This is a genomic window from Streptomyces sp. GD-15H (genome assembly GCF_045291515.1).
Lineage (GTDB): Bacteria > Actinomycetota > Actinomycetes > Streptomycetales > Streptomycetaceae > Streptomyces.
Genome location: NZ_CP149447.1, coordinates 8,505,288 through 8,525,427, shown reverse-complemented (window position 1 = coordinate 8,525,427; position 20,140 = coordinate 8,505,288). Strand labels below are relative to the sequence as shown.

Below are 20,140 nucleotides of genomic sequence, written 5' to 3'. Positions count from 1 at the left end.
GAGCGTTCGTCCTGTGAGTCGCGGTCCTGCCGAAGGGAGGGCAGCAGGAAGTCACAGGCAGCCGCTGATTCTCAGAGAACCGGGAGCTCGAGGACGATGCCGGCAACGTCGATGCCGATGGCGCCGGCGGGGGCGGCGAACAGGGTGACCAGTCCGGCGGTGAGGGTGCTGAGCACCAGGGCGCGGACGCGTGAGGACATGGATCCGTTCCTTCCACAGAGACACATGGGGAGAAGCGAGCGCTGGGGTCAGCGCTGCCGACCGAACAACGCACTATGTGTAACGGAACGCCAGGAGGCTGTAACCCCGGCCACCACAGGACGGACCCGCATGGCAGATCCACGCCCACCGTGCGGCGGATCCATGCCCACCGTGCGCCCGATCCTCGATGCAGTCGGAGAAAGCTGCCGCTGCCCCGGCTGCGGCTGCGGCTGCGGCTGCGGCTGTTTGAGCCAAGCCGCGCGGGCGGCAGGTCGGCCAGGGCGGCTGAACTGGCCGTTCAGGTCGCGGAGGCTCGGCAGCGGGAGCGTCAGCTGGAGCAGTTGCGGGCGTTCGTTCGGGAGACGGTGATGGCGCGTACCCATCCGAACACCACGGCGCACCGCCTACTGCTGGAGGCGCTGGGCGAGGCCGGCGGTCTGTGGAACGCCCAGACGGTGGAGCTGTCCACCGAGGACGTCATCCTCTGCACCCGCAAGGCCGGCCACTACGCCCCCGCGGGCTACGACCCGCTGGGCGAGAAGGAATCGGAGGGCTGGCACAAGTGCAACGGGCGTACCTGGATCGTTGACCGGCCCTGCAACCACCCGCGCACGGCTGCCTGAAATTCCGCGCGAACATCCGAGAATTCGAATCTGCTGCTCGGGCACCTCTTGGGAGTGATTTGGTATCGCACGGTGCGGTCACGGTCTCTACGCTACGAGGGGAAGATCCGGTCGTCGTCCTGCTCCAGCTGCAGCGCGGTGTCGACGTCGTGGGTGATGAGGACGTCGGCGGCCTGCGCCATCAGGCGCTGCGCGAGCTGGCCCATCTCCAGGATCGTGCTGTGCAGAGCACGCGGCACGGCGTGTTCGGGATAGCGCCGCCGGGTCAGCGTGGCCACGTGCCGGGCCAGGACACCGCAGCGCTCCGGGTCCGCGCTCATCCGCAGGGAGGTGACCACCACCCGCAGGTCCGTGGCGACCGGCTGCTGTCGTGCCAGCACCGCGATCGCCCGGTTCTCCAGATCCCGCCGCATCTCATCGACCTGGCCAGCTGGCGGAGATCATGCTCTCCGCCAGCTGGAGATCGGTGTCCAGCAGCGCGCTGGTGGCCCGGCCCATGGCCGAGCCGGCCAGGTTCGCCATCTCCACCAGGGCCTCGCTGACCGACTCCAGCTCCTCGTGGTACGCCTCTCGTATCGGTCCCTCACCCCTCCAATGCTCAAGCCCGCCTCCACCGCTGCCGGATTCGCATATGGGCGGAGACCATTCCGACCGGGAAAGCTTTGGCCCCACCGGGTGCTCAGGGTTCCCACACGTTCGGGCCTCCGCCGAGCCACTCGATCAGCCCGGAGGCTGCAATCTCGTCTTCGTCTCCGAGGCCCCGGTCCAGTCCGGCACGCCGGAGAAGCACGATCATGTCCCCGAGGTCGTGGGCTCGGCCGACGGCTACGCCGTGGATGCGGACCAACCGACCGCCCTCGTCGTCGGGCGGGTAGACGGTGACCGGTTGTGAGGTGGGCATAGCCGAAGACTTCCGCCGATTCCTGAACCCCACCACTGAACCCCTGGATGTTTGTGCTGCTTCCTCCGTGAGCGCAGCACAAACACTCGGCAGCAACCCACCACTCTCCCTGGCTCCCCCATCCGAGTAATTGTCAAGACCTGTGGATCGGTGGCTATGTGCGGGGTCTGACTTTGGTGTCGTGGTGACCGCGCAGGAGTTCTCAAGCGAGGCCCTCGAGGAAGGCCGCGAGCGCGGTGTGCAGGATCTCGGGCTGTTCCAGGTGCAGGTCGTGGCCGGTGCCGGGGATGCTCATAGCCACGGTGGCGGGGCGCCGCCGGAGCATCTCGTCGGCTTCCCGCGCCCGGATGAAGCCGGACTGGGCCAGGACGACCAGGGTGGGGCACGCGACCTGCCCCCACTCGTGCCGGAAGGAACGCCGGGCGTTCTCCGCCAGCGAGCGGACCATCACGTTCCGGTCGAAGCGAGGCCACCACCCGCCCTCGCGTTCCTCCAGCCCGGCCGCCCAGCCCGCGCCGACCGGTCCGCCACCGAAAAACGCGGCTGCCGCTTCGCGCGAGGGAAACGGTGTCGGCCACGAGTCGAGCCAGCCGCCGATGTCCGCGGGGCCGGTCGGGTTTGCACCGCCGGGGCCGGCCTCGACGAGCACCAGCGCGCGGACGCGCCCGGGATGCGCGGCGGCGGTGAGCATGGCGGTGTGCCCGCCCAGCGACTGGCCGACCAGGACGGGCCGCGGCAGCGCCAGCTGATCGACAACGGCGATGACGTCGGCGACGTAGGCGGCCCGGGAGACGTCCCGCGGGCGGCGCTCGCTGGCGCCGTGCCCGCGCTGGTCGACCGCGACGACCCGATACCGGGAGCTCAAGCGCCTTGCCACCACGTCCCATTCACCCGCGTGACCGGCCAGGCCGTGCAGCAGCACGAGGGGCTGTCCCGGCCCGCCCCAGTCCCGGCAGGCGAGCCGGACGCCGTCTCGCACCACCACGTGTTCAGACCATGCCACGCCGGAGCCCCCAGGGAATCGGTCGGCCTCGATCATGCCGCAACCGCCTCGGGCCGTTCGACGAGTCGGCCGCGTTCGAAGCGGGCCCCGGCCCGGACGAGGGCGACGAGGTGGGGCGCGTTCACCGCCCGCCACCGCTGCTGGGCGGACTCGACGAGCTTGAAGACCATGGCCAGGGCGGCGGTGCGGAGCCGGCGCCGCGGGTGACCTTGGTGCGCAGGCGGACCGTGGCGAACGTGGACTCGATGGGGTTCGTGGTCCGCAGATGGATCCAGTGCTCGGCGGGGAAGGCGTAGAACGCCAGCAGCTCGGCCTGGTCGTCGGTGATCTTCTTGACGGCCTTGGGGAACTTCGCGCCGTAGAGCTGGGTGAACGTTTTGATCGCCGCCTCGGCGTGGTCGCGGTCTTCGGCGTTGTAGATGTCCTGGATGGCCTTCTTCGCTCCGGGCTGCGCGGACTTCGGCAGGGAGTCGAGCACGTTTGCGGTTTTGTGCACCCAGCACCTCTGCTCGCGGGTGGCGGGGAACACCTCGGCCAGCGCCTTCCAGAAGCCCAGGGCACCGTCGCCGACCGCGAGCACCGGGGCGCGCATGCCCCGGCGGGCGCAGTCGCGCAGCAGGTCGGCCCAGGACTCACCGGACTCGCGGTAGCCGTCCTGGAGCGCGACCAGCTCCTTGGAACCATCGGCACGCACCCCGATGAGCACCAGGACGCAGGCCTTGGCCTCCTCCAGGCGGACGTTGAGGTGGATGCCGTCGGCCCACACGTACACGTAGTCAACGTCCGCGAGGTCGCGGTCCATGAACGCGGCGTGGTCGGCCTGCCACTGCTGGGTCAGCCGGGTGACCGTCGCCGGAGAGAGCCCGGCGGAGGAGCCGAGGAACTGCTCCAGGGCGGGCACGAAGTCGCCGGACGACAGGCCGTGCAGGTAGAGCAGCGGCAGCACCTCGCTGATCTTCGGGGACTTGCGGCACCACGGCGGCAGGATCTTCGAGGAGAACCGCTTGCGCTCGCCGGTGGCGTCGTCGACGCGCTTGTCGTTCACCCGCGGCGCCTTCACCTCGACCGCGCCGGCCGCGGTGGTGACCTGCCGGGGCTGGTGGTAGCCGTTGCGGACCACCAGACGGCGCCCCTTGTCGTCGCGCTCATCGGCCAACTCGGCTATGTAGGCGTTGACTTCGGCCTCCAGCGCGGCGGCCAGCATCCGCCGCGCGCCCTCCTGGACGACCTCATCCAGCAGCGAAACTGCCGCTTGGCGTGCTGCCGTCCTCGTTGACTACCGTAAGCACGGGCGTGCCTTCCCGGCCGACGCGGCAACGTCGGCCTTGCTCGATGACCTATCGATCGATCCATCGGGAAGGTACGCCTCCTTCCGTCAGGAGTGATCCACAGGTATTGAGCATTGCTCCTTGGCCGCCAGCGCCTGGCACGCTTCGGTGAAGGGCAGGCCTTGGTCCACGTCGGTTTGCGTCAGCCCGGTCAGCTCCGTACAGAACGGGCTGACTTTCGATCGGGCCGGGCGTACCAGCAGCCGGTGTTTGGCGAGGCGCTCGCCGGCGTGCAGGTCGACCACGGTGAGCCCGATCTCGATGATCTCGCTGACCTGGCCGGGTGGCGGCTGTCCCTCCCAGCATGTTGCTTCGACATCGACCACGTTGAGCAGGGGCCCGTCCACGTTCATGATGAGTGAGGATAGAAACAGCCTCGCCCCGGGTCATCCGGGTTTCGCCGCCCGCCCGGTCTCTTCATCGATGTGGATGGGCACCGACGAACCCGTCGGTGATGGCCCGCTGACCAGCACACCTACCGAGCCGTGATACCGATCGGCACCACCTTGGCCTGGCGATTCATCAAAGACGTCAGTGCCGTATCGGCATCCGGTGTCAGTGGCACCACACCGGCCGTCACCCTCCCGACCAGGGCCCACACCACCCCGGATCACTGACACATCAGCGCCGAAATCACACTGACAAACCGACGCAGATCATCACAGTTGGCCCCTGAGCGCTCGGATCGGCCCGGCCGCTCCCTGATGCTTTTGAGTGACCAGGGAGCGGCCGGGCGCAGCGAACGCGTCAGGCCGCGGGGCCGTCGTCTTCGGCCGGCTCGTCCTGAGCCATCAGGCCAGCCACCCACAACGGCATCAGCCAGTGCACTACGAGGACTGCGACAAGTACCGCTCCCGCAGACGCCGTGGGGAGACGGCCGTCGGCCGCACCCGCGGTCGACAGGCCGGCGGCGATTGTGGTGGCAACAAGGAGTACGGTCATCGCCCGGTGGGCGCGGGCCTGCACCCGGGCGCGTTCGGCGGACTGGCGTTCGTCCAGCGCTCGTTCGCGCAGTTCGAGCAGGCCACGGGTGGCCGCGTTGATCACTCCGGTCGCGACCATCCACGGCAGCAGCAGCGCCACCACGACGACGAATGCCCAGAGCGGTTCCCCCTCCGCGAAAAAGAAGTAGGTCATGAGCCCGCCGATGGCCGCGGTCAGCACCAGATGTGCGGCGACGGCCAGGCGCCGGCGGGCGGCGGTGGCGTGCAGCGGCCGGCTGCGGCGGTCGTTCATGCGCCGCAGCATGCGGCGGTCGTGGCGCGTCAGCGGTGTGGTGGTCATGACGTCTTCCTCCCGTAGATCTCGTCCGTGAGCGGCCGGAACGGTTCGAGCGAGAACAGCGCCTCCACCGGCAGCTCGAAGAACTGCGCGATCCTCAGTGCCAGGTCGAGGCTCGGGTTGTACTGCCCCCGCTCGATGTAGCCGATGGTCTGGTAGTGCGCTCCCACCGCCTCGGCCAGGCGCTGCCGGGACACCTTCCGCTCGGCGCGCACCACGGCCAGCCTGTTGTGCACCTGCTCACTCATGTATAAGAACTACTACATTGTCAGTGAGGGCTGCAACATCGGGCAGCACTTCTGTGGACCCGGGGGTATCGCTGGGGCAGCTCTCCCGCTCGGCCGGGCCGCCCCAAGTGCTCAGGGGCCAACTGCAGCGCTCGATCACACCCCGGCCGGTGCGAAAGTTCGCGCCCGCCTGGTTACAGCTCGAACTGCAGGTGCTCCACGTCGGTGAACTGCACCGCCAGGCCGGTCGCGCGGCGGCCGCCGTCGCGGAAGTACACCTCGCCGAGCGTTTCGGCCGCCAGGTCACGCAGCTGCTGCTCATTGGCGCCGGCGTCCTGGGCGTCGAAGAGGCGGGCCGCGTGGTGCGGGGGCAGGGCGAGGGTGAGGTGGCGGATGCGGGCGTCGTCGGTGGTGCCGGGCGCGGCGGTGAAACCGAAGCGGGCGCGGGTGTCGATGACCAGGCCGGTGCGGGTGGCGGCCCGGCGCCGGGCGCGCTCGCGGACGCGGGGCTGCCACCGGGCGCGGACCGCGTCCTCCAGGCGTCGGGCGAGGTCGGCGCGGGGCCGGCGGATCTGGTCTTTCACATACCGCTCGACGGTGCGCTGCGAGACGCCGAGCAGGTCGGCCACCGCGCGGGTGCCCTTGAGCTGCCTGACCAGGTAGCGCATCTGGGCGCCGGCGGACTTGGGGAGGGGGCGGGTGAACGCCTGCTGCACGGCCCGCTCGAGGCCGTCTCCGATGATGCCCATCGGGGGGTCTCCGTTCATGATCGGCTGTGGGGGCCGCTGTGCGCCGTTCCCGGCCGGGCCGGGGGAAGTACCCGGCGGCGGGCGGAACGCGCCGCACAGCGGCGTCCAGGGCGGTCAGGGGGCGGGTTCTTCGGCGGCGGACATGTCGCGCAGGCGGCTGTAGTGGAACTGGTGGGCCACCGTGACCGTACTGGTGGGCCCGTTGCGGTGCTTGGCCACGATCAGGTCGGTCTCCCCGGCCCGCCCGGACTCGGGCTCGTAGTAGTCCTCGCGGTGCAACAGGAGGATCGCGTCGGCGGGGAGGACACAGCAGCCGCAGGTGGTTTCGCAGCAGTCGTCGGAACACCCCCGCGTCGGCGGGGAGGACTCGAAGCTCCGGCGGTTCACGGCCACGCTGAACGGAACACCCCCGCGTCGGCGGGGAGGACGTGGCGGTGAGGGCGGCGCGGACGGCGGTCGCCGGAACACCCCCGCGTCGGCGGGGAGGACTCGCGGTCGACGTCCACGCAGAGCTGGCACGGCGGAACACCCCCGCGTCGGCGGGGAGGACCGGAACGCGTACCCGGGTTTCCGGATGAGGACCGGAACACCCCCGCGTCGGCGGGGAGGACGGGGGGGGACAGCGGCCACCACGTAGTTGAGCGCGGAACACCCCCGCGTCGGCGGGGAGGACGACGGCAACAACAACTACTCGGCACGGGTCGCCGGAACACCCCCGCGTCGGCGGGGAGGACTCGGCCCTGTCCCGCCTGGGCAACCCGATCATCGGAACACCCCCGCGTCGGCGGGGAGGACCGGGCCCACGCCCACGCGTCGCCCAGCGGCCGCGGAACACCCCCGCGTCGGCGGGGAGGACCTTCGGTGTTCAGCCGGTCCGCCCCGGTCCACCGGAACACCCCCGCGTCGGCGGGGAGGACATGGGCGGCTGGCTCCGTGACCAGCTCATGAGCGGAACACCCCCGCGTCGGCGGGGAGGACCGCCACTCCCAAGCCCTGAGGGGCTGGTGTGACGGAACACCCCCGCGTCGGCGGGGAGGACCCGGCGTGGCCTGTCCCGCCGATCACCGTCGACGGAACACCCCCGCGTCGGCGGGGAGGACGGTTCGACGAGGGACAGGCGGGGCGTGGCCGGCGGAACACCCCCGCGTCGGCGGGGAGGACCCTGTGCGGGACGTCGCCGTCCGCATCACGCAGCGGAACACCCCCGCGTCGGCGGGGAGGACATCGCCCTCAGCCGGAGCCCCAGCCCGATCAGCGGAACACCCCCGCGTCGGCGGGGAGGACCTCTCCCGCTCGGCGTGCTCGGCGGGCGTGAGCGGAACACCCCCGCGTCGGCGGGGAGGACATCATCGGCCGCAACTCGAACGACGAAGAGGTCGGAACACCCCCGCGTCGGCGGGGAGGACCTGGTGGTCAGCACCGGATGAGCGGCAAGCACCGGAACACCCCCGCGTCGGCGGGGAGGACTCGCTGGTCGCGAGCGGTGCGCCCATCGTGAACGGAACACCCCCGCGTCGGCGGGGAGGACGTATCGGCGGCCACTGTCAGCGGGCTACGAATCGGAACACCCCCGCGTCGGCGGGGAGGACGGCACTTGCGATGCGACCTGCTGTGTTGATCCGCGGAACACCCCCGCGTCGGCGGGGAGGACGCCGCTGTCGACGACGAGCGGATCACAAGGAACGGAACACCCCCGCGTCGGCGGGGAGGACCCGCCCTGGCCGGCCTTCGCCTGCTCCCGCTGCGGAACACCCCCGCGTCGGCGGGGAGGACACGGTAGGGGCACCCACGAACGCCCCCCCCCGTACGGAACACCCCCGCGTCGGCGGGGAGGACTCCAGCGCGTCGGCCCATGCCCCGTAGATCAGCGGAACACCCCCGCGTCGGCGGGGAGGACCGTGCCGCTCTCATCGCGTCCAGTTCGGCGTGCGGAACACCCCCGCGTCGGCGGGGAGGACCGTGCGGCGCGCATCTCCGGCGAACCGCTGATCGGAACACCCCCGCGTCGGCGGGGAGGACGTCCGGCCCGGGGGGAGGGACCACAGCACGGCCGGAACACCCCCGCGTCGGCGGGGAGGACAACGGGTTGGTAGGAGCCCCGTACGGGCCGGTCGGAACACCCCCGCGTCGGCGGGGAGGACCCTTTCTGACCTGCACCTTAAGAGGGGGATTGCATTTCCTTTACCTTTGGTGCGGCGGTCATACGGATCAGAGTAAGGCCGTCGAAGTCGACGGGGACCCGGCGGCGGGTTCCTGCGGTGCGGATGGCGTAGCCCTGTTCCGTGGCGGCAGGGTGGACAAGAACGGCGGCGCCGTTGCCCACGACTTCGGTGACGGCGTTCCAGAGTTCATCACGGACGCGGGCCGAGACGCTGCCGACGAAGATGCCGGGCACTACTTCGCTGGTCCATCGGCTGAGGGCGCCGCGCAGGTGGTCGGGGACCGCAGTGGTGGCGATGACGACCATGGAGGGCATCAGTCGTCTCCTTTGGCGTAGTTGACGCCTGCGGGGAGGACTCCGGCTTTGGGGTCCCAGAGGTGGACCATCCGCACGTCACGCCGTTCGGAGCGTTCCTCGTCATTGTCATCGTCGGCTGTGGTCGTGTGGGTGTGGGGCGGGGTCAGCAGGGACTGGACGTCCTGGACGATGCGGGGCAGGAGACGCAGGAGTCGGAGGTCTTCGCGGAAGCGGCGGCGGGCTTCCTGTTCGGGGTTGTCGGAGCTGTGGAGGGCGAAGGCGAGGGGGAGTGTGATGTCGGCTTTGTAGAGGTCGGCGATGTCGTAGACGAAGGCGTGCTGGGTGCCGGTGTGGACGTAGCCGAGGGCCGGGGAGAGTCCGAGAGCGAGCAGGGCGGCGTGGACGACGCCGTACAGGCAGGTGTTGGCGGCGGACAGGGCGAGGTTGACGGGGTCCTGGGTGTCCCATTGGTCGGGCCGGTAGTTGCGGCGGAAGCGTCCGATGCCGTGCTGCTGCGCGAGGATCTTGTAGAAGGCCTTCATGCGCTGGCCCTCCATACCGCGGAGCTGGTCCAGGGTGACGGTTTCGGGTACGTCGGCGTCCTTGAAGCGCATCTGGTACATGCGGACGGCGACCTGAAGGCGCCGTGCCGGGTCGGCCCAGGTCGCGACCTGTTGTTCGAGCCAGTGGGTGGTGAGGGAGTCCGGGAGGATGCCCGCGTAGGCGCGGACGCCGCCCGCTCCGACGCAGACGACGCTGGTGCCGTGGCGGGCGAGGGTGGTCAGGGCCGGGGTGGTGATGGAGACGCCCGGGCCCAGGAGCAGGCAGGACAGGGCGGCGGTGGGAAGGTAGACGAGGTCGGTGCGGTGTTCGTCGATCTGGATCTGCGCGCACACTCCGGTGTCGTCCTGCACCACGCGGACCATGTCCAGGTAGAGGAAGGACAGGGAGTCCGCGACGCGGGGGAGCATGGCCAGGGTGGGGGCGGCGAGGCGTCTGCGCGCGTCGCCGCCCCGTCGTGGCGCGCTCACGTGGTTTTTGCGGGGGCGAGGCTGAGCAGGCCCGCGCCGTACGGTTTGCCGCGTCCGATGCCGTGGATGACGGCGTCTTGGAGGGCGTGGGCGTCGGTGACGGTGGCGGTGCCGTCGTAGCGGAGCAGGCTGTGCCGCATGCGGGGGGCGTCTCGGGTGCGGGGCGGGCCGGCTCCATGTGGGTGGGGGTCAGGACGTGGAGGTCGAGGCCTGCTTCGGCGGCCCGGTGGAGCCACCACTGGTCGGCGTCGGCGCCGGAGAGCGGCACGATCCGTCCCCGGTTGCCCTTCTCCTGCAGGGGGAGCCGCTCCCGTTTGGCGGGGTTGAGGACGATGCGGTAGCGGACGCCGAGTCCCTTGCGCAGTGCGGTGAACATCGGGGCGAGGCTCTTGACGTCGGCCTGGCCGTATCCGGTGGGCAGGCGTGCGGGGTCGAGGCTGGTGGCCTGGACGAGGAGGGTGCTGGAGGTGTCGGTCTCGTCCAGGCGGTACAGCAGCCCGGCCTGCTGTCGGGGGGCGTCGCCGAGGTTGTCGGGGACCATCCGCATGACGGTGCGGTGCATCTGGGTGGCGTCGCGCAGGTCCCGCTGCACGTCGCGGCTGTGCGGGTTGAGGCGGATGCGTGCGATCACCGGGTGGTCGTTCATGCGCTTTCCTCGAGGTGGGCGTAGTCGATCAGGCGCTGCATCAGGGTCTGTGGGGGGCCTGCCAGGGAGCGGGGCACCGGTACCGGGGTGCGGTGGAGGCGGCGGCCGGTGTGGCTGCGGCCGTGGGGGGCGAAGCTCACCGGTACGTCGTTCACGTCGATGATGTCGACCGGTACGGGCGCTGCGGAACTGCTGGTGGGCGGTGGCTGTTCGAGGAGGAAGTCCACGGTGATCGTCCCGGCTTCCTGGCCGTCGCCGTGGTTGGTTCGCGGTGCGGGGCGGCTGAGCGGCACCCGGGTGCGGAGTTCTTCCTCGGGGTCGTCGACGTGGCGGCGCAGGAGGAACGGCTCGTCGGGTACGCAGGAGCGGCGGCCCAGATAGGGCGCCCAGTGCGGGCGGCTCAGGGCGTCGGCGAGGCGCTCGACGGTCTCGTCGGCTGCGGTGACGGCGACGACGAACACCGCGTCGGACAGGTAGTGGCGGCGGGTGATGACGGCGGCGCCTTTGTTGCTGCCTCCGCTGGTGGCGGCGGTGCGGTCCTTGGGGAAGCCGCCGCCGACGGTGTGGTAGTCGACGAGCCGGACGCCCGGCCGGTCCACGCGCACGGTGAGGCGCAGGTCCTGGTAGCGGTCCAGGCCTGCCTGGTCGCGGCCGATTCCCTCGGCCGCGGCGAACATTCCGATCAGTGCGGAGCGGGTCGGGAAGGGCGCGGTGTCGCGCACCGGGGTGAACGCGGAGCGTTCACCCCAGGACTGCAGGGGCCGGCCAGGCGCAGCAGGAGCCCGCTCACTGCTGGTCCTGTGCGGCGGGCACGGCGGCCTCGACGGCGGCGTCGATCAGCTGGTCGAAGGAGTCGTGGGCGGTGCCGAGCCCGGTGTACTTCTCGGCGGGGTTGATGACGGTGTGGCCGTGGAAGCGGCGGTTGCGGTTGCCGGTGAGGCGGTTGAGGTTGCCGGCGTAGGCGTCGAGGGCCTGGCGGGAGGGCTGGGAGAAGCCGCCTTGCTGGTCGCCGGTGACGGGGGTCTCGAAGGCCGCGGCCAGGGAGAGCGGTCGGTGTTCGCGCACGGCGAGGTAGGCCAGGTCCGGGACGGTGTGCGGGGCGGTGCTGTTTTTCTTGGCCTGCGGGAGGGAGAGCAGGAAGTGCTCGGCGAAGGAGCTGAGTACGGTCCGGGCGGCCTTGACGTCGCCTTCCAGGTTCTTCAGCAGGTCGGCGACGTTGACGGTCGCGTACCGGTAGAAGACGCCGGCGCTGAACTCGGCGGTGTCGAGGTGACCGCTGCCGGTTTCGGCCTCGCCCAGCCAGTCGTCGACGGCGGTGAAGTAGTCACGCTGCGGCTCGGCGGCGTGCGTGGTGAACGCGTGGGCGACCTGGGCCGCCCCGTCCACGTTGGCGTCCGGGAGCTCGGCGAGCATGCGGCCCAGCAGGCTGATGGAGGCGGTGCGCTGCTTGAGGATCGTCTCGATCTTCTCGGGCGGCAGTACCTGGCCGGGCTTCTTCTTGCCCTGGGCGGCTTCCAGGGCCTGGCGGTGCTCGGCGCATACGGCGGCCAGTTCGTCGATGGCCGCCTCCGGCAGGAACAGCAGCACCGAGGTGTGGCCGGCCGATTCCGTGCCGATGCCCTTCTTCCCGGCGCTCGCGGCGACCTGCGCTCCGGCGAACGCGGCCAGCTCGGTGGGCCAGCCGGCGTTCTTGAGGGCGTGCTGCACCTTGGCCGGCACCAGTCGGGTACGGGCGGCCTTCTCTCCGAGGTCCTGCTCGACGCCGAGCCGGATGGCCCGCTTCCAGGACTGGCTGGAGACCCGGATGCGGGAAGCGTTGCCGTAGCGCACCTGCTTGGGGGAGCCGAGGTCGTCACGGTTGAGGTTGGCGGCGGGCACCGACTGCAGGGCGCTCAGGTCCAGGTAGAGAGTCATCGGTCGTTCTCCTCGGCAGATTCAAGGGGGGCGGGGTCGGTGGTAGCGGTGGCGGTGCGGAAGTAGCTCTCGAGCCAGCGGGTGGCGATGCGGTCGCGGCTGCGGTTCCACCAGGCGAGGTCCTCCAGGAGGACCGCCCAGTCGATGGTGATGCCGCCGGCCAAAAGCTGGCGGACGAGGGCGGGCAGGCCCGGGTGGACGGCGTCGCTGCTTTGGCGGGCCATCAGGTGCAGAGCGCTTTCGGCGGAGTTCTCCTTCAGGACGCCCTGGGCGACGGCCTGGCCGAGCGAGGCGCCCAGGTTGGCACGCTCGTACCAGGAGACGGACGCGCTCTGGTCGGGCGTGGTGTCGCGGGCCGAGCGGGGACGTGCGGCGATCAGCGAGGCCACCGCGTAGTACGCCCGCCGGACATCACCCTGGTGCTGGTCGTCGTGGTCGCGCAGCCACGGCACCAGGTAACGGTGCATGTGGTTGCACCGCTCCACCGGCAGCCCGAGCCCGCGCCGCAGGGCGGCACGGGCCTGCGTGGAGGCGCACACCTGGTGCACGTAGGCGACGAACCGGTCCGAGACTCGGACGGTCGAGGAGGGTGGCGGAGCAGATGCCGCCGGTGCGGAATCGGTCATGAGACATCCCTGATGCGGGGAAATGGGTTGGGGTGACACAGCGCCGACCGTGTCGGCGCGGGGCGCAGCCGGGCGGGTTCAGTCGGAGGCGGACGGCTGCAGCAGTGCGAGCAGGAGGCCGCGGGCGCGGTGCCGGGCGCGCGCCACCCTGATGTCGGCACGGTTGGCCTGGCCGATGGCCTCATCGAGAGCGGCAAGGGCCGCGTCGACGAACGGCCTGTCGACCCGGTCCGTGGCGTGGCCGGGCTCGGTGAGCTGCCAGAACTCCTTCTCCGCGGCCGGCCAGTACCGGGTCAGCGCGGCGGAAACCCACGGGCCGGGCTTGCGGGCATCCAGCTTGATCCTGGCCTTCGGCGAGGGGTCGACACCGGTGTCGGTGGCGATCTTCCAGGCGATCCTCGCGGCGAAGTCCAGCCGGTCCCCGGTCTTCTCCGCAGCCGTGTGGCAGCGCCTGACGTGATAGGCCATCTCCGCGTCGTTCTCCTCCTGCCACTGCAGGACCTGCGGGCTCGTCGCCCTGAACCAGACGCTGTCCTTTTGCTGACCGTCCTGGTCGAAGCCGTAGGCGCGCACCCGCAGCCGTGACAGCAGCCACTTGGGCAGGTGCTCGAGAGCCGGAGGGCGCCGGGCGTCCTGACGGCTGTCCTTCAGCAGCAGCGAGTCGAGGTCCCGCCACAGGGCCCTTGCCCCGTCGGCCTCCCGCGGCTGGAAGTTGCCGTCCTTGCGCCGGTCGAGGATCTGGTACGGGTCACGCACCTGCTGCGGCGGCTCGTGCGTCGACCAGGTGAGGTAGGCGTCGGTCACCGTCCGGCCGTCCTCGGACGGCACGAGCAGCGCGGCATGACGGAACCGGCCGGTCAGCATCCGGCCCGGCCACGTGAGCGGCGGCAAAGCCTCAAGGGGGGCGTGGAGATCCTCCTCCCACGGGCAGGCGTCCTCAGCTTCCCAGTCGGCCTCGGCCCGAGGGCTCGGCACGGCCAGAAGCAACGTGGTGAACAGGTCGGGCCCCCACGGAAAGTAGGAGACGGACTTGCGCAGCGGGGCCGCGTCGCCGCTGCCCGCCCGCTCACCGGTGATCCGGCGGGGCGTGCACTGCCCGGACGGCCCGTAGTACAACTGCGCGATCAGATGCCAGGCGGCCTCGGCTGCCGGTACCGGCACGGGCGCGGTGTCGGTGAAATGCCCGAACAGCACCGCCCCGTTGACTCCCGTGGGGCGGCCCATCACGAGCTTGTTCACCCCGGACGGGTTCGGCGCCCCCTTCGCATCCACACATTCCGCGCGCAGCCGCGGATCCTGCAGGAACGGCCGCTCGGGATGGAACAGGTCGAACCGGCCCGCCAAATCCTCCCGGCCGAAGTAGGCGTCCACCGCCCGCGGATCGAACCGGCCGGCCTTCAAGACACGCTCCCGCAGATCGAACCAGTCGTCGATGTCTTCCGCGACGTCCGGGTCGTCGAGCCGCTCCCCGCCATCAGCAGTGATCCTCGCCGCGATCGGCGCCAGAATCCGCATCAGGCCCGCCGCCGCCGGCGGCACCGGGATCTCCAGGTCCTCGATCTCGTGGGCCCGCTGGAACAGCTCGCATAAACCCACGCACGCCGACTCCCCGGTCAGCAGACGTACCGGAATCCACGGCTCGACCCGCAGGTCGAATCCCCCACTCACCGTCATCCCCTCCCACAGCCCTGATTCCATGACGCACCGGCACGGCAAAGCCCCCCAGCAGCCCTGCTCCCAGCGTCCCGACATTGAAGCAGCCGCCACTGACAGCAGGGCCGTTTCCCGTCGGACGCAGCACCAGTAGAGCACTCCCGGAGAGTGCGTGCAGTCTTTTCCGGAAGGTCGAAGACCATGGAGGGTCCGGGAGGGAAGATCGACTTGCCCACGCTGTCCCGGGTGGGTTACAACCTTCGCCAACGTGCCGACCCCGTAAGGGGGTTGCTCGGCCTGACCATGAGGAGAACCATGCAGTCGGACCTTCCCGTCCCGTGGACTGCCGCAGCACCTTGGGTGCTTGTGGTGGCCGTCATTGTGATCGTGATCGGCATGCGTCCGGACCCGGCAACGGTCGGATCGTGCAGCGCCTTGCTGCTGGGGGCTGCCGAGGCGTACCGCCGCCTCTCCCGGTAATCTCCACGGGTGGTCCTTGGCGCTCTCCGAGGGCCGCTCCCCGCCGACGCGGGGGTGTTTCAGTCGAGGAGCAGGGAGGCTGCCTCAGCCCTGCGCCCTCCCCGCCGACGTGGGGGTGCCCGACCGGACTCGGTCACTTACGGACAAGCCCGAGATCCTCATCCAGCCACAGTGTCTTGCCGCCGACCTTCACCGCCTGTGCCCTACCGCCCCGCACGGGCTGGTGAAGAACACGCAGTTCGGCAAGCATCGGGTGCTCCGTCCACGACTTCGGCGGGGCGATGCTGTCGGGATCGGCTTCCTTGAGCCAGTCGGCGCGGACCGGGATGGTGCGGCGCATCACCTCCCGCACGGACGAGACCGGCATCTTGCCGTCCGACGCGGCCTGGGGAAGCAGTCGCTCACCCTCCAAGTCCAGGGTCACCCGGCCGTCCTTGTGGACGTAGGCGCACAGCAGTCGCACTGAGTCGGCGCCGAGCCTGGTGGACACCTCCCACTCGTCCTCCTCGCCGGGCAGATCGTGCAGGTCATGCAGCGCCAAGACGCTCCGCGCACGCGGGACGGCGAGAAGGCCGGCCATGCTGCGTTCGGCCATCTCCTTGCCCCTGTGAGCCGTCCAGGCTTTCGCCTCGCTGCCGCCCGGACGGTTCCAGTCGAAGTCCTCGTTGTTCCCGTGGACGGCTTCGACCAGGCCTTGCACGTCGTCCGGGATGGAGATGGTCCCGCCCTCGATTCCGGCAAGGGTGTGGGAAGTGGTGGCCAGGAGGTGCTCGGAATACACCTCGCCCCACTGCGCCGGCGTCTTCCCACCGCCCGCGATCGGGTCGAGCACCACAAGGTGCGGCCCGCTCGCCCAGGCCGGGCGGCCGCGGCCGTCGGGGTAGCCGTGCCGGGCCCAGTGGTTCTCGTGCCGCCAGCACCGTCCGGCCCGCTGCAGCAGCAGGGACAGCGGTGCCAGGTCGCTGATGACGATGTCGGCATCAAGATCAAGCGATTGCTCGACGACCTGGGTGGCGACGACGATCCGGCGCAGCGGACGCGGACCTGTGCGGCCCAGCCCTTCGGTGACCTCCCGGGTGCGGGCCTCTCGTACGTCCCCGGGGAAACGGGCGTGCAGCAGTTGCACGCTTCCGCCCTGCTCGTGGGAGCGCTCATCGAACCGTTCGCACAGCCTCAGGTAGGTGTCCTGCGCGTCTCCCACGGTGTTGCACACCACCAGGGCGGTGCCGCCCTCCGCCTTGCTCACCGGCGTCAGGAGCCGTTCGATCACCGCCAGCCGGGCCCGGGCGCCCCCACCGCTGCCGTGGACGACCGACTCCACCACGACACCCAGCTCCATGGCCCGCGCACGCGCCTGCTCATGCCGGCGGGCGGGCGAGATCTGGGTCGCCCGGCCGCTGTCCCCGTCCACATACAGCCACCCGGGGTAGGGCGCCGGGAACGTCCGTCTGCTCAGGGCGCGCGTCTTGTGGCCGGCGCCCTGCAGGTACTCCTTGATCAGCCGGTCGCTGACCAACGCCGGCAACGTCGCCGACAACAATACGACCGGCACGCCGTACGCCCCCAGCCAGTTCAGCAACCGGCCCAGCAGCACCTGCATGTACGGGTCATAGGCGTGGGCCTCATCGACGATGAACGTCTTGCCCGACAGGGCCAGCAACCGCAGCGCGTTGTGCCGCACCGGCAGCACCGCCATCAGGGCCTGGTCGATCGTGCCCACCGCGAACTGCGCGAGCAGCGGCCGCTTGGACCCGCGCAGCCACCGCTGCGGCCGCATGTCCGCCTCCGCCCGCCCGCTCCCCTCCCCCACCTCGTCGCAGGTCAGCACGCCTTGGACGGCCAGATCCTCGTCGGCGTAAGCGCTGTTCAGCCAGGCCATACTGTGGACCAGCGTCAGCCCGGCATCCTCGCCGGACTGACGCAGCAACGCCTTCGCGACCCGTCCGTGCATCTGATCGCTGGTGGCCATCGTCGGCAGCAAAAACGCGTACCCCTGCGTGCCGAAGGCCTCGGACAACACCCGCTCGGCCTCCAGCGCCGTCTCGCTCTTGCCGTCCCCCGGAGCCGCGGTGACGAGGAAGATCCCGCCACGACGCCCCTCGCCCACCGCCCCCCGCAGCTCCTCCATCACCGAGCGCTGCAACGGATTCGGCTCCCCCCGAATGCCGTACGCCTCCTCGAACCCCTTGCGCTGCAACCCCACCCGGGCCAGCCCGGCCCCGGCCAGCAGACCGGGAGCATCCTGCTGAGAACGCCTGAAATGATCCGCCAGCACCGGCTCCAGCCCCCGCTGCCGCATGCGAAGGTAGTCCTCCTGGCTGACCAGCCAGTCCGCCAGAATGACCACCCCCGTCACCAGCACCGCGGCCGGCGCCCTGAACACCCCCGGCGCCTCAGGCGCGCCCAGCAGCTCGTGCACCACGGCGGCATGAGCATTCCTCTGCCGCGCCCAGGCGGCCCCACCGAGAAACGCCGCAGCGATGCCGTCCTCGACGCGGTGAAAGCGCCCGTGATGACCGCCGATGACCTCGGCCAGCCGCTCCGCGGCCCTCAAGTCTCCGTCAGCAGCGAACCCCAGCTCCGCCAGCACTTCCTTCGCGCCCTGCAGGCCGGCCACGTCATGCCCGAACCGCTCCGCGCTCATCGTCATCCGGTCACCGCCCAGCTCCGCACTCAGATGTCGGCTGGCGTGCCGGGAGCAGAACTGGAACCCGGACAGCTTGCCGAGGTCATGCAGACCCGCACACAGCCCGACCACCGCCCGCGCCCGCTCCCGCTCGCCCGCCAGCCCCATCCCGTCGGCGATCCGCACCCGCTGGTTCTGGGACAGATAGACATCCCACAGATGCAGCGCCATCGCGGCAGCATCCAAAAGGTGCCGGATCAGCGGATACGGCGCCAGCCCCGGATCCAAGCCTCTCGACTTCCCCCACACCGACTCATCCGGCGCCCCCCGCTTCCCCGTCATCCCCGCCCCCTTCACCCCGGCCAGCAGGCCATGCCCCACCGCCGGAGCCGGCATTCAACCACCCCCCACCGACAGCACCACAGCCATCCAGCCCCGATAAAGTGACCACATGCAGCCCCACCCGCCGCGACGCAGAGCCCCCCTCAATGCAAAGGAAGGGCAAAGCCCTTCCTGAGCCCCAGGTCAGAAAGGGTCCTCCCCGCCGACGCGGGGGTGTTCCGCCCTCGCCGGTCGTCAGGGTGGGCGGGCCCTCGTCCTCCCCGCCGACGCGGGGGTGTTCCGCCGCCGATGGCGCGGACCAGCTCGGTGCGCACGTCCTCCCCGCCGACGCGGGGGTGTTCCGCCCTGCGCCGAGTGCGGACACCCGAAGAAGGAGTCCTCCCCGCCGACGCGGGGGTGTTCCGACCCACCGCCACTAGCCCAGGAAGGAGCCACCGTCCTCCCCGCCGACGCGGGGGTGCTCCGCTGCTCGGCCGCTACTGGGGGCCCGCGAACGGGTCCTCCCCGCCGACGCGGGGGTGCTCCGACGTGGTCCATTCCGGCCGAACAGACACGCAGGTCCTCCCCGCCGACGCGGGGGTGCTCCGTTCACGTGGTCACCGGAGGCCGCCCACATCGTGTCCTCCCCGCCGACGCGGGGGTGCTCCGTGGCAGGACGAGGTCTGGTGCTACCACGAAACGTCTTCCCCGCCGACGCGGGGGTGTTCCGAAGGCCGAGTACAAGGACGTCACCACACGTCTGTCCTCCCCGCCGACGCGGGGGTGCTCCATTCATCGACGCGAGCCACTTCGGTGGCGGTGCGTCCTCCCCGCTAACGTGAGGGTGTTCGATGAGGCCGCGGCCGATCGGGCTCGTCGGGTCGTCCTCCCCGCCGACGCGGGGGTGTTCCGGCGGCCGGCGGTGACCCGCAGCCGCGCACGACGTCCTCCCCACCGACGTGGGGGTGTTCCGCACTGGTCACTAGTCGAGGGCGACCTGTCCCGGTCCTCCCCGCCGACGCGGGGGTATTCCGCTGCACCCGTCGGCGCAGCCGGCTCTGTGGCCGTCTTCCCCGCCGACGCGGGGGTGATCCGCCGTCGTAGAGGCGCCCCTTGCCGATGTAGTGGTCCTCCCCGCCGACGCGGGGGTGTTCCGCAGGCCGCGGCGTACGACCGCCTCGTCACCGCCTCCTTCCCGCCGACGCGGGGGTGATCCGCACCAGCCGCCATCGGCCCGGGTGGCGGCCTCGTCCTTCCCGCCGACGCGGGGGTGATCCGACCTGGATGCCGGCCTCGGTGGCGTTGGTGTCTCTTCCCTGCCGACGCGGGGGTGTTCCGGGCGCTGCCGACGACCTCGGTAACGGGCTGCGGTCCTCCCCGCCGACGCGGGGGTGTTCCGGTCAAGGGCGGTTCGGTCATGGGTCGGGGCGCGTCCTCCCCACCGACGCGGGGGTGTTCCGGTCGCCGTCTTCAACGTGGCCTTGTGGGACGAGCCCTCCCCGCCGACGCGGGGGTGTTCCACCGGTGATCGAACCCAGCTCCCACCGGCCGTTGTCCTCCCCACCGACGTGGGGGTGTTCCGGCGAACGGCACGTACACCGTGACCACCGGGACGTCCTCCCCACCGACGTGGGGGTGTTCCGGACTTCGCGGGGTTCGTGGACACCCGCGTCGTGTCCTCCCCGCCGACGCGGGGGTGTTCCGGACTTCGCGGGGTTCGTGGACACCCGCGTCGTGTCCTCCCCGCCGACGCGGGGGTGTTCCGTAGCCCTTGGCGTGGCCGCCGGTGGAGCACCAGTTCTCCCCGCCGACGCGGGGGTGATCCGATCTTCAGCATCCGGGCTGGGTGCTCGTTGTGGTCCTCCCCGCCGACGCGAGGGTGTTCCGCCGCGAGCGATCCGCTCCCGCCCCTCGTTGGCGTCTTCCCCGCCGACGCGGGGGTGTTCCGGCCCGCATCCTCACCGGGCTCGGTGGCGCCGAGTCCTCCCCGCCGATGCGGGGGTGATCCGCATCGCGGCCACAGCCGCAGTCGCGCGTGCGCGTCCTCCCCGCCGACGCGGGGGTGATCCGTA

At 70.9% G+C, this 20,140-nt stretch carries 15 protein-coding genes, 5 pseudogenes and 2 CRISPR repeat arrays; of the genes and pseudogenes, 1 reads left to right on the top strand and 19 read right to left on the bottom strand.

The window, feature by feature from the left end:
• Positions 1-71: 71 nt before the first annotated feature.
• Positions 72-200 (bottom strand): hypothetical protein, encoded by a 129-nt coding sequence (locus WJ438_RS40505; protein WP_406729536.1) that lies wholly within the window; start codon positions 198-200, stop codon positions 72-74.
• 150 nt (positions 201-350) lie between these two features.
• Here WJ438_RS40505 and WJ438_RS40500 point away from each other — a divergent pair, with 150 nt between their 5' ends.
• On the top strand, positions 351-824 hold the full coding sequence (locus WJ438_RS40500; RefSeq protein WP_406729535.1) for a hypothetical protein: 474 nt from the start codon (positions 351-353) through the stop codon (positions 822-824).
• A 104-nt stretch (positions 825-928) separates the two neighbouring features.
• Here WJ438_RS40500 and WJ438_RS40495 read toward each other — a convergent pair.
• The 18 genes and pseudogenes from WJ438_RS40495 to cas3 form a co-directional block, all read right to left on the bottom strand.
• Positions 929-1,400 (bottom strand): annotated as a pseudogene (locus tag WJ438_RS40495) (phosphate signaling complex PhoU family protein); the annotation flags it as partial.
• Between the two features lie 103 nt (positions 1,401-1,503).
• Entirely contained in the window at positions 1,504-1,725 is a 222-nt protein-coding gene (locus WJ438_RS40490; protein ID WP_406729534.1) for a hypothetical protein, read from the bottom strand.
• Positions 1,726-1,927: 202 nt separating this feature from the next.
• The gene (locus tag WJ438_RS40485; protein ID WP_406729533.1) at positions 1,928-2,728 is read right to left on the bottom strand and encodes an alpha/beta fold hydrolase; all 801 of its coding nucleotides are present in this window, start codon (positions 2,726-2,728) and stop codon (positions 1,928-1,930) included.
• A gap of 32 nt (positions 2,729-2,760) precedes the next feature.
• Positions 2,761-4,017: pseudogene (locus WJ438_RS40480) on the bottom strand (IS256 family transposase).
• Positions 4,018-4,130: 113 nt separating this feature from the next.
• Positions 4,131-4,409, bottom strand: a pseudogene (locus tag WJ438_RS40475) (exonuclease domain-containing protein); the annotation flags it as partial.
• Between the two features lie 394 nt (positions 4,410-4,803).
• Positions 4,804-5,340, bottom strand: a complete 537-nt coding sequence (locus tag WJ438_RS40470) for a hypothetical protein (protein ID WP_406729532.1) — start codon at positions 5,338-5,340, stop codon at positions 4,804-4,806.
• A complete protein-coding gene (locus WJ438_RS40465; RefSeq protein ID WP_406729531.1) occupies positions 5,337-5,585 on the bottom strand; it encodes a helix-turn-helix transcriptional regulator in 249 nt (82 codons plus the stop codon). Before WJ438_RS40465 ends, WJ438_RS40470 begins: the two co-directional genes overlap by 4 nt.
• Positions 5,586-5,758: 173 nt before the next feature.
• Positions 5,759-6,313 carry a telomere-protecting terminal protein Tpg gene (gene tpg / locus WJ438_RS40460; RefSeq protein WP_406729530.1) on the bottom strand — a complete coding sequence of 185 codons (555 nt, stop codon included), beginning with the start codon at positions 6,311-6,313 and terminating at the stop codon, positions 5,759-5,761.
• A 114-nt stretch (positions 6,314-6,427) separates the two neighbouring features.
• Positions 6,428-6,610 (bottom strand): annotated as a pseudogene (locus WJ438_RS40455) (DnaB-like helicase C-terminal domain-containing protein); the annotation flags it as partial.
• A 41-nt stretch (positions 6,611-6,651) separates the two neighbouring features.
• Positions 6,652-8,454: direct repeats of the CRISPR family, unit length 29 nt; unit sequence CGGAACACCCCCGCGTCGGCGGGGAGGAC.
• Between the two features lie 17 nt (positions 8,455-8,471).
• The gene (cas2e, locus tag WJ438_RS40450; RefSeq protein ID WP_055592550.1) at positions 8,472-8,789 is read right to left on the bottom strand and encodes a type I-E CRISPR-associated endoribonuclease Cas2e; all 318 of its coding nucleotides are present in this window, start codon (positions 8,787-8,789) and stop codon (positions 8,472-8,474) included.
• Positions 8,789-9,742, bottom strand: coding sequence for a type I-E CRISPR-associated endonuclease Cas1e (gene cas1e / locus WJ438_RS40445; protein ID WP_406729963.1), 954 nt, complete (start codon positions 9,740-9,742; stop codon positions 8,789-8,791). Before cas1e ends, cas2e begins: the two co-directional genes overlap by 1 nt.
• 56 nt (positions 9,743-9,798) lie before the next feature.
• The gene (locus WJ438_RS40440) at positions 9,799-9,942 is read right to left on the bottom strand and encodes a type I-E CRISPR-associated protein Cas6/Cse3/CasE (protein ID WP_406729529.1); all 144 of its coding nucleotides are present in this window, start codon (positions 9,940-9,942) and stop codon (positions 9,799-9,801) included.
• A gap of 113 nt (positions 9,943-10,055) precedes the next feature.
• Positions 10,056-10,448, bottom strand: a pseudogene (locus WJ438_RS40435) (type I-E CRISPR-associated protein Cas6/Cse3/CasE); the annotation flags it as partial.
• Positions 10,445-11,170: a type I-E CRISPR-associated protein Cas5/CasD gene (gene cas5e / locus WJ438_RS40430; protein WP_406729528.1), complete on the bottom strand. Its 726-nt coding sequence runs from the start codon at positions 11,168-11,170 to the stop codon at positions 10,445-10,447. The gene cas5e and the pseudogene WJ438_RS40435, both read right to left, overlap by 4 nt.
• A 64-nt stretch (positions 11,171-11,234) precedes the next feature.
• Positions 11,235-12,362, bottom strand: coding sequence for a type I-E CRISPR-associated protein Cas7/Cse4/CasC (cas7e, locus tag WJ438_RS40425; RefSeq protein ID WP_406729527.1), 1,128 nt, complete (start codon positions 12,360-12,362; stop codon positions 11,235-11,237).
• Positions 12,359-12,988, bottom strand: coding sequence for a type I-E CRISPR-associated protein Cse2/CasB (casB, locus tag WJ438_RS40420; RefSeq protein WP_406729526.1), 630 nt, complete (start codon positions 12,986-12,988; stop codon positions 12,359-12,361). Before casB ends, cas7e begins: the two co-directional genes overlap by 4 nt.
• Positions 12,989-13,066: 78 nt before the next feature.
• The gene (gene casA / locus WJ438_RS40415) at positions 13,067-14,662 is read right to left on the bottom strand and encodes a type I-E CRISPR-associated protein Cse1/CasA (protein ID WP_406729962.1); all 1,596 of its coding nucleotides are present in this window, start codon (positions 14,660-14,662) and stop codon (positions 13,067-13,069) included.
• Between the two features lie 592 nt (positions 14,663-15,254).
• Positions 15,255-18,089: a CRISPR-associated helicase Cas3' gene (gene cas3, locus WJ438_RS40410; protein ID WP_406729525.1), complete on the bottom strand. Its 2,835-nt coding sequence runs from the start codon at positions 18,087-18,089 to the stop codon at positions 15,255-15,257.
• Positions 18,090-18,281: 192 nt separating this feature from the next.
• A CRISPR array of direct repeats spans positions 18,282-18,859; the repeat unit is 29 nt; unit sequence GTCCTCCCCGCCGACGCGGGGGTGTTCCG.
• Between the last annotated feature and the right edge of the window lie 1,281 nt (positions 18,860-20,140).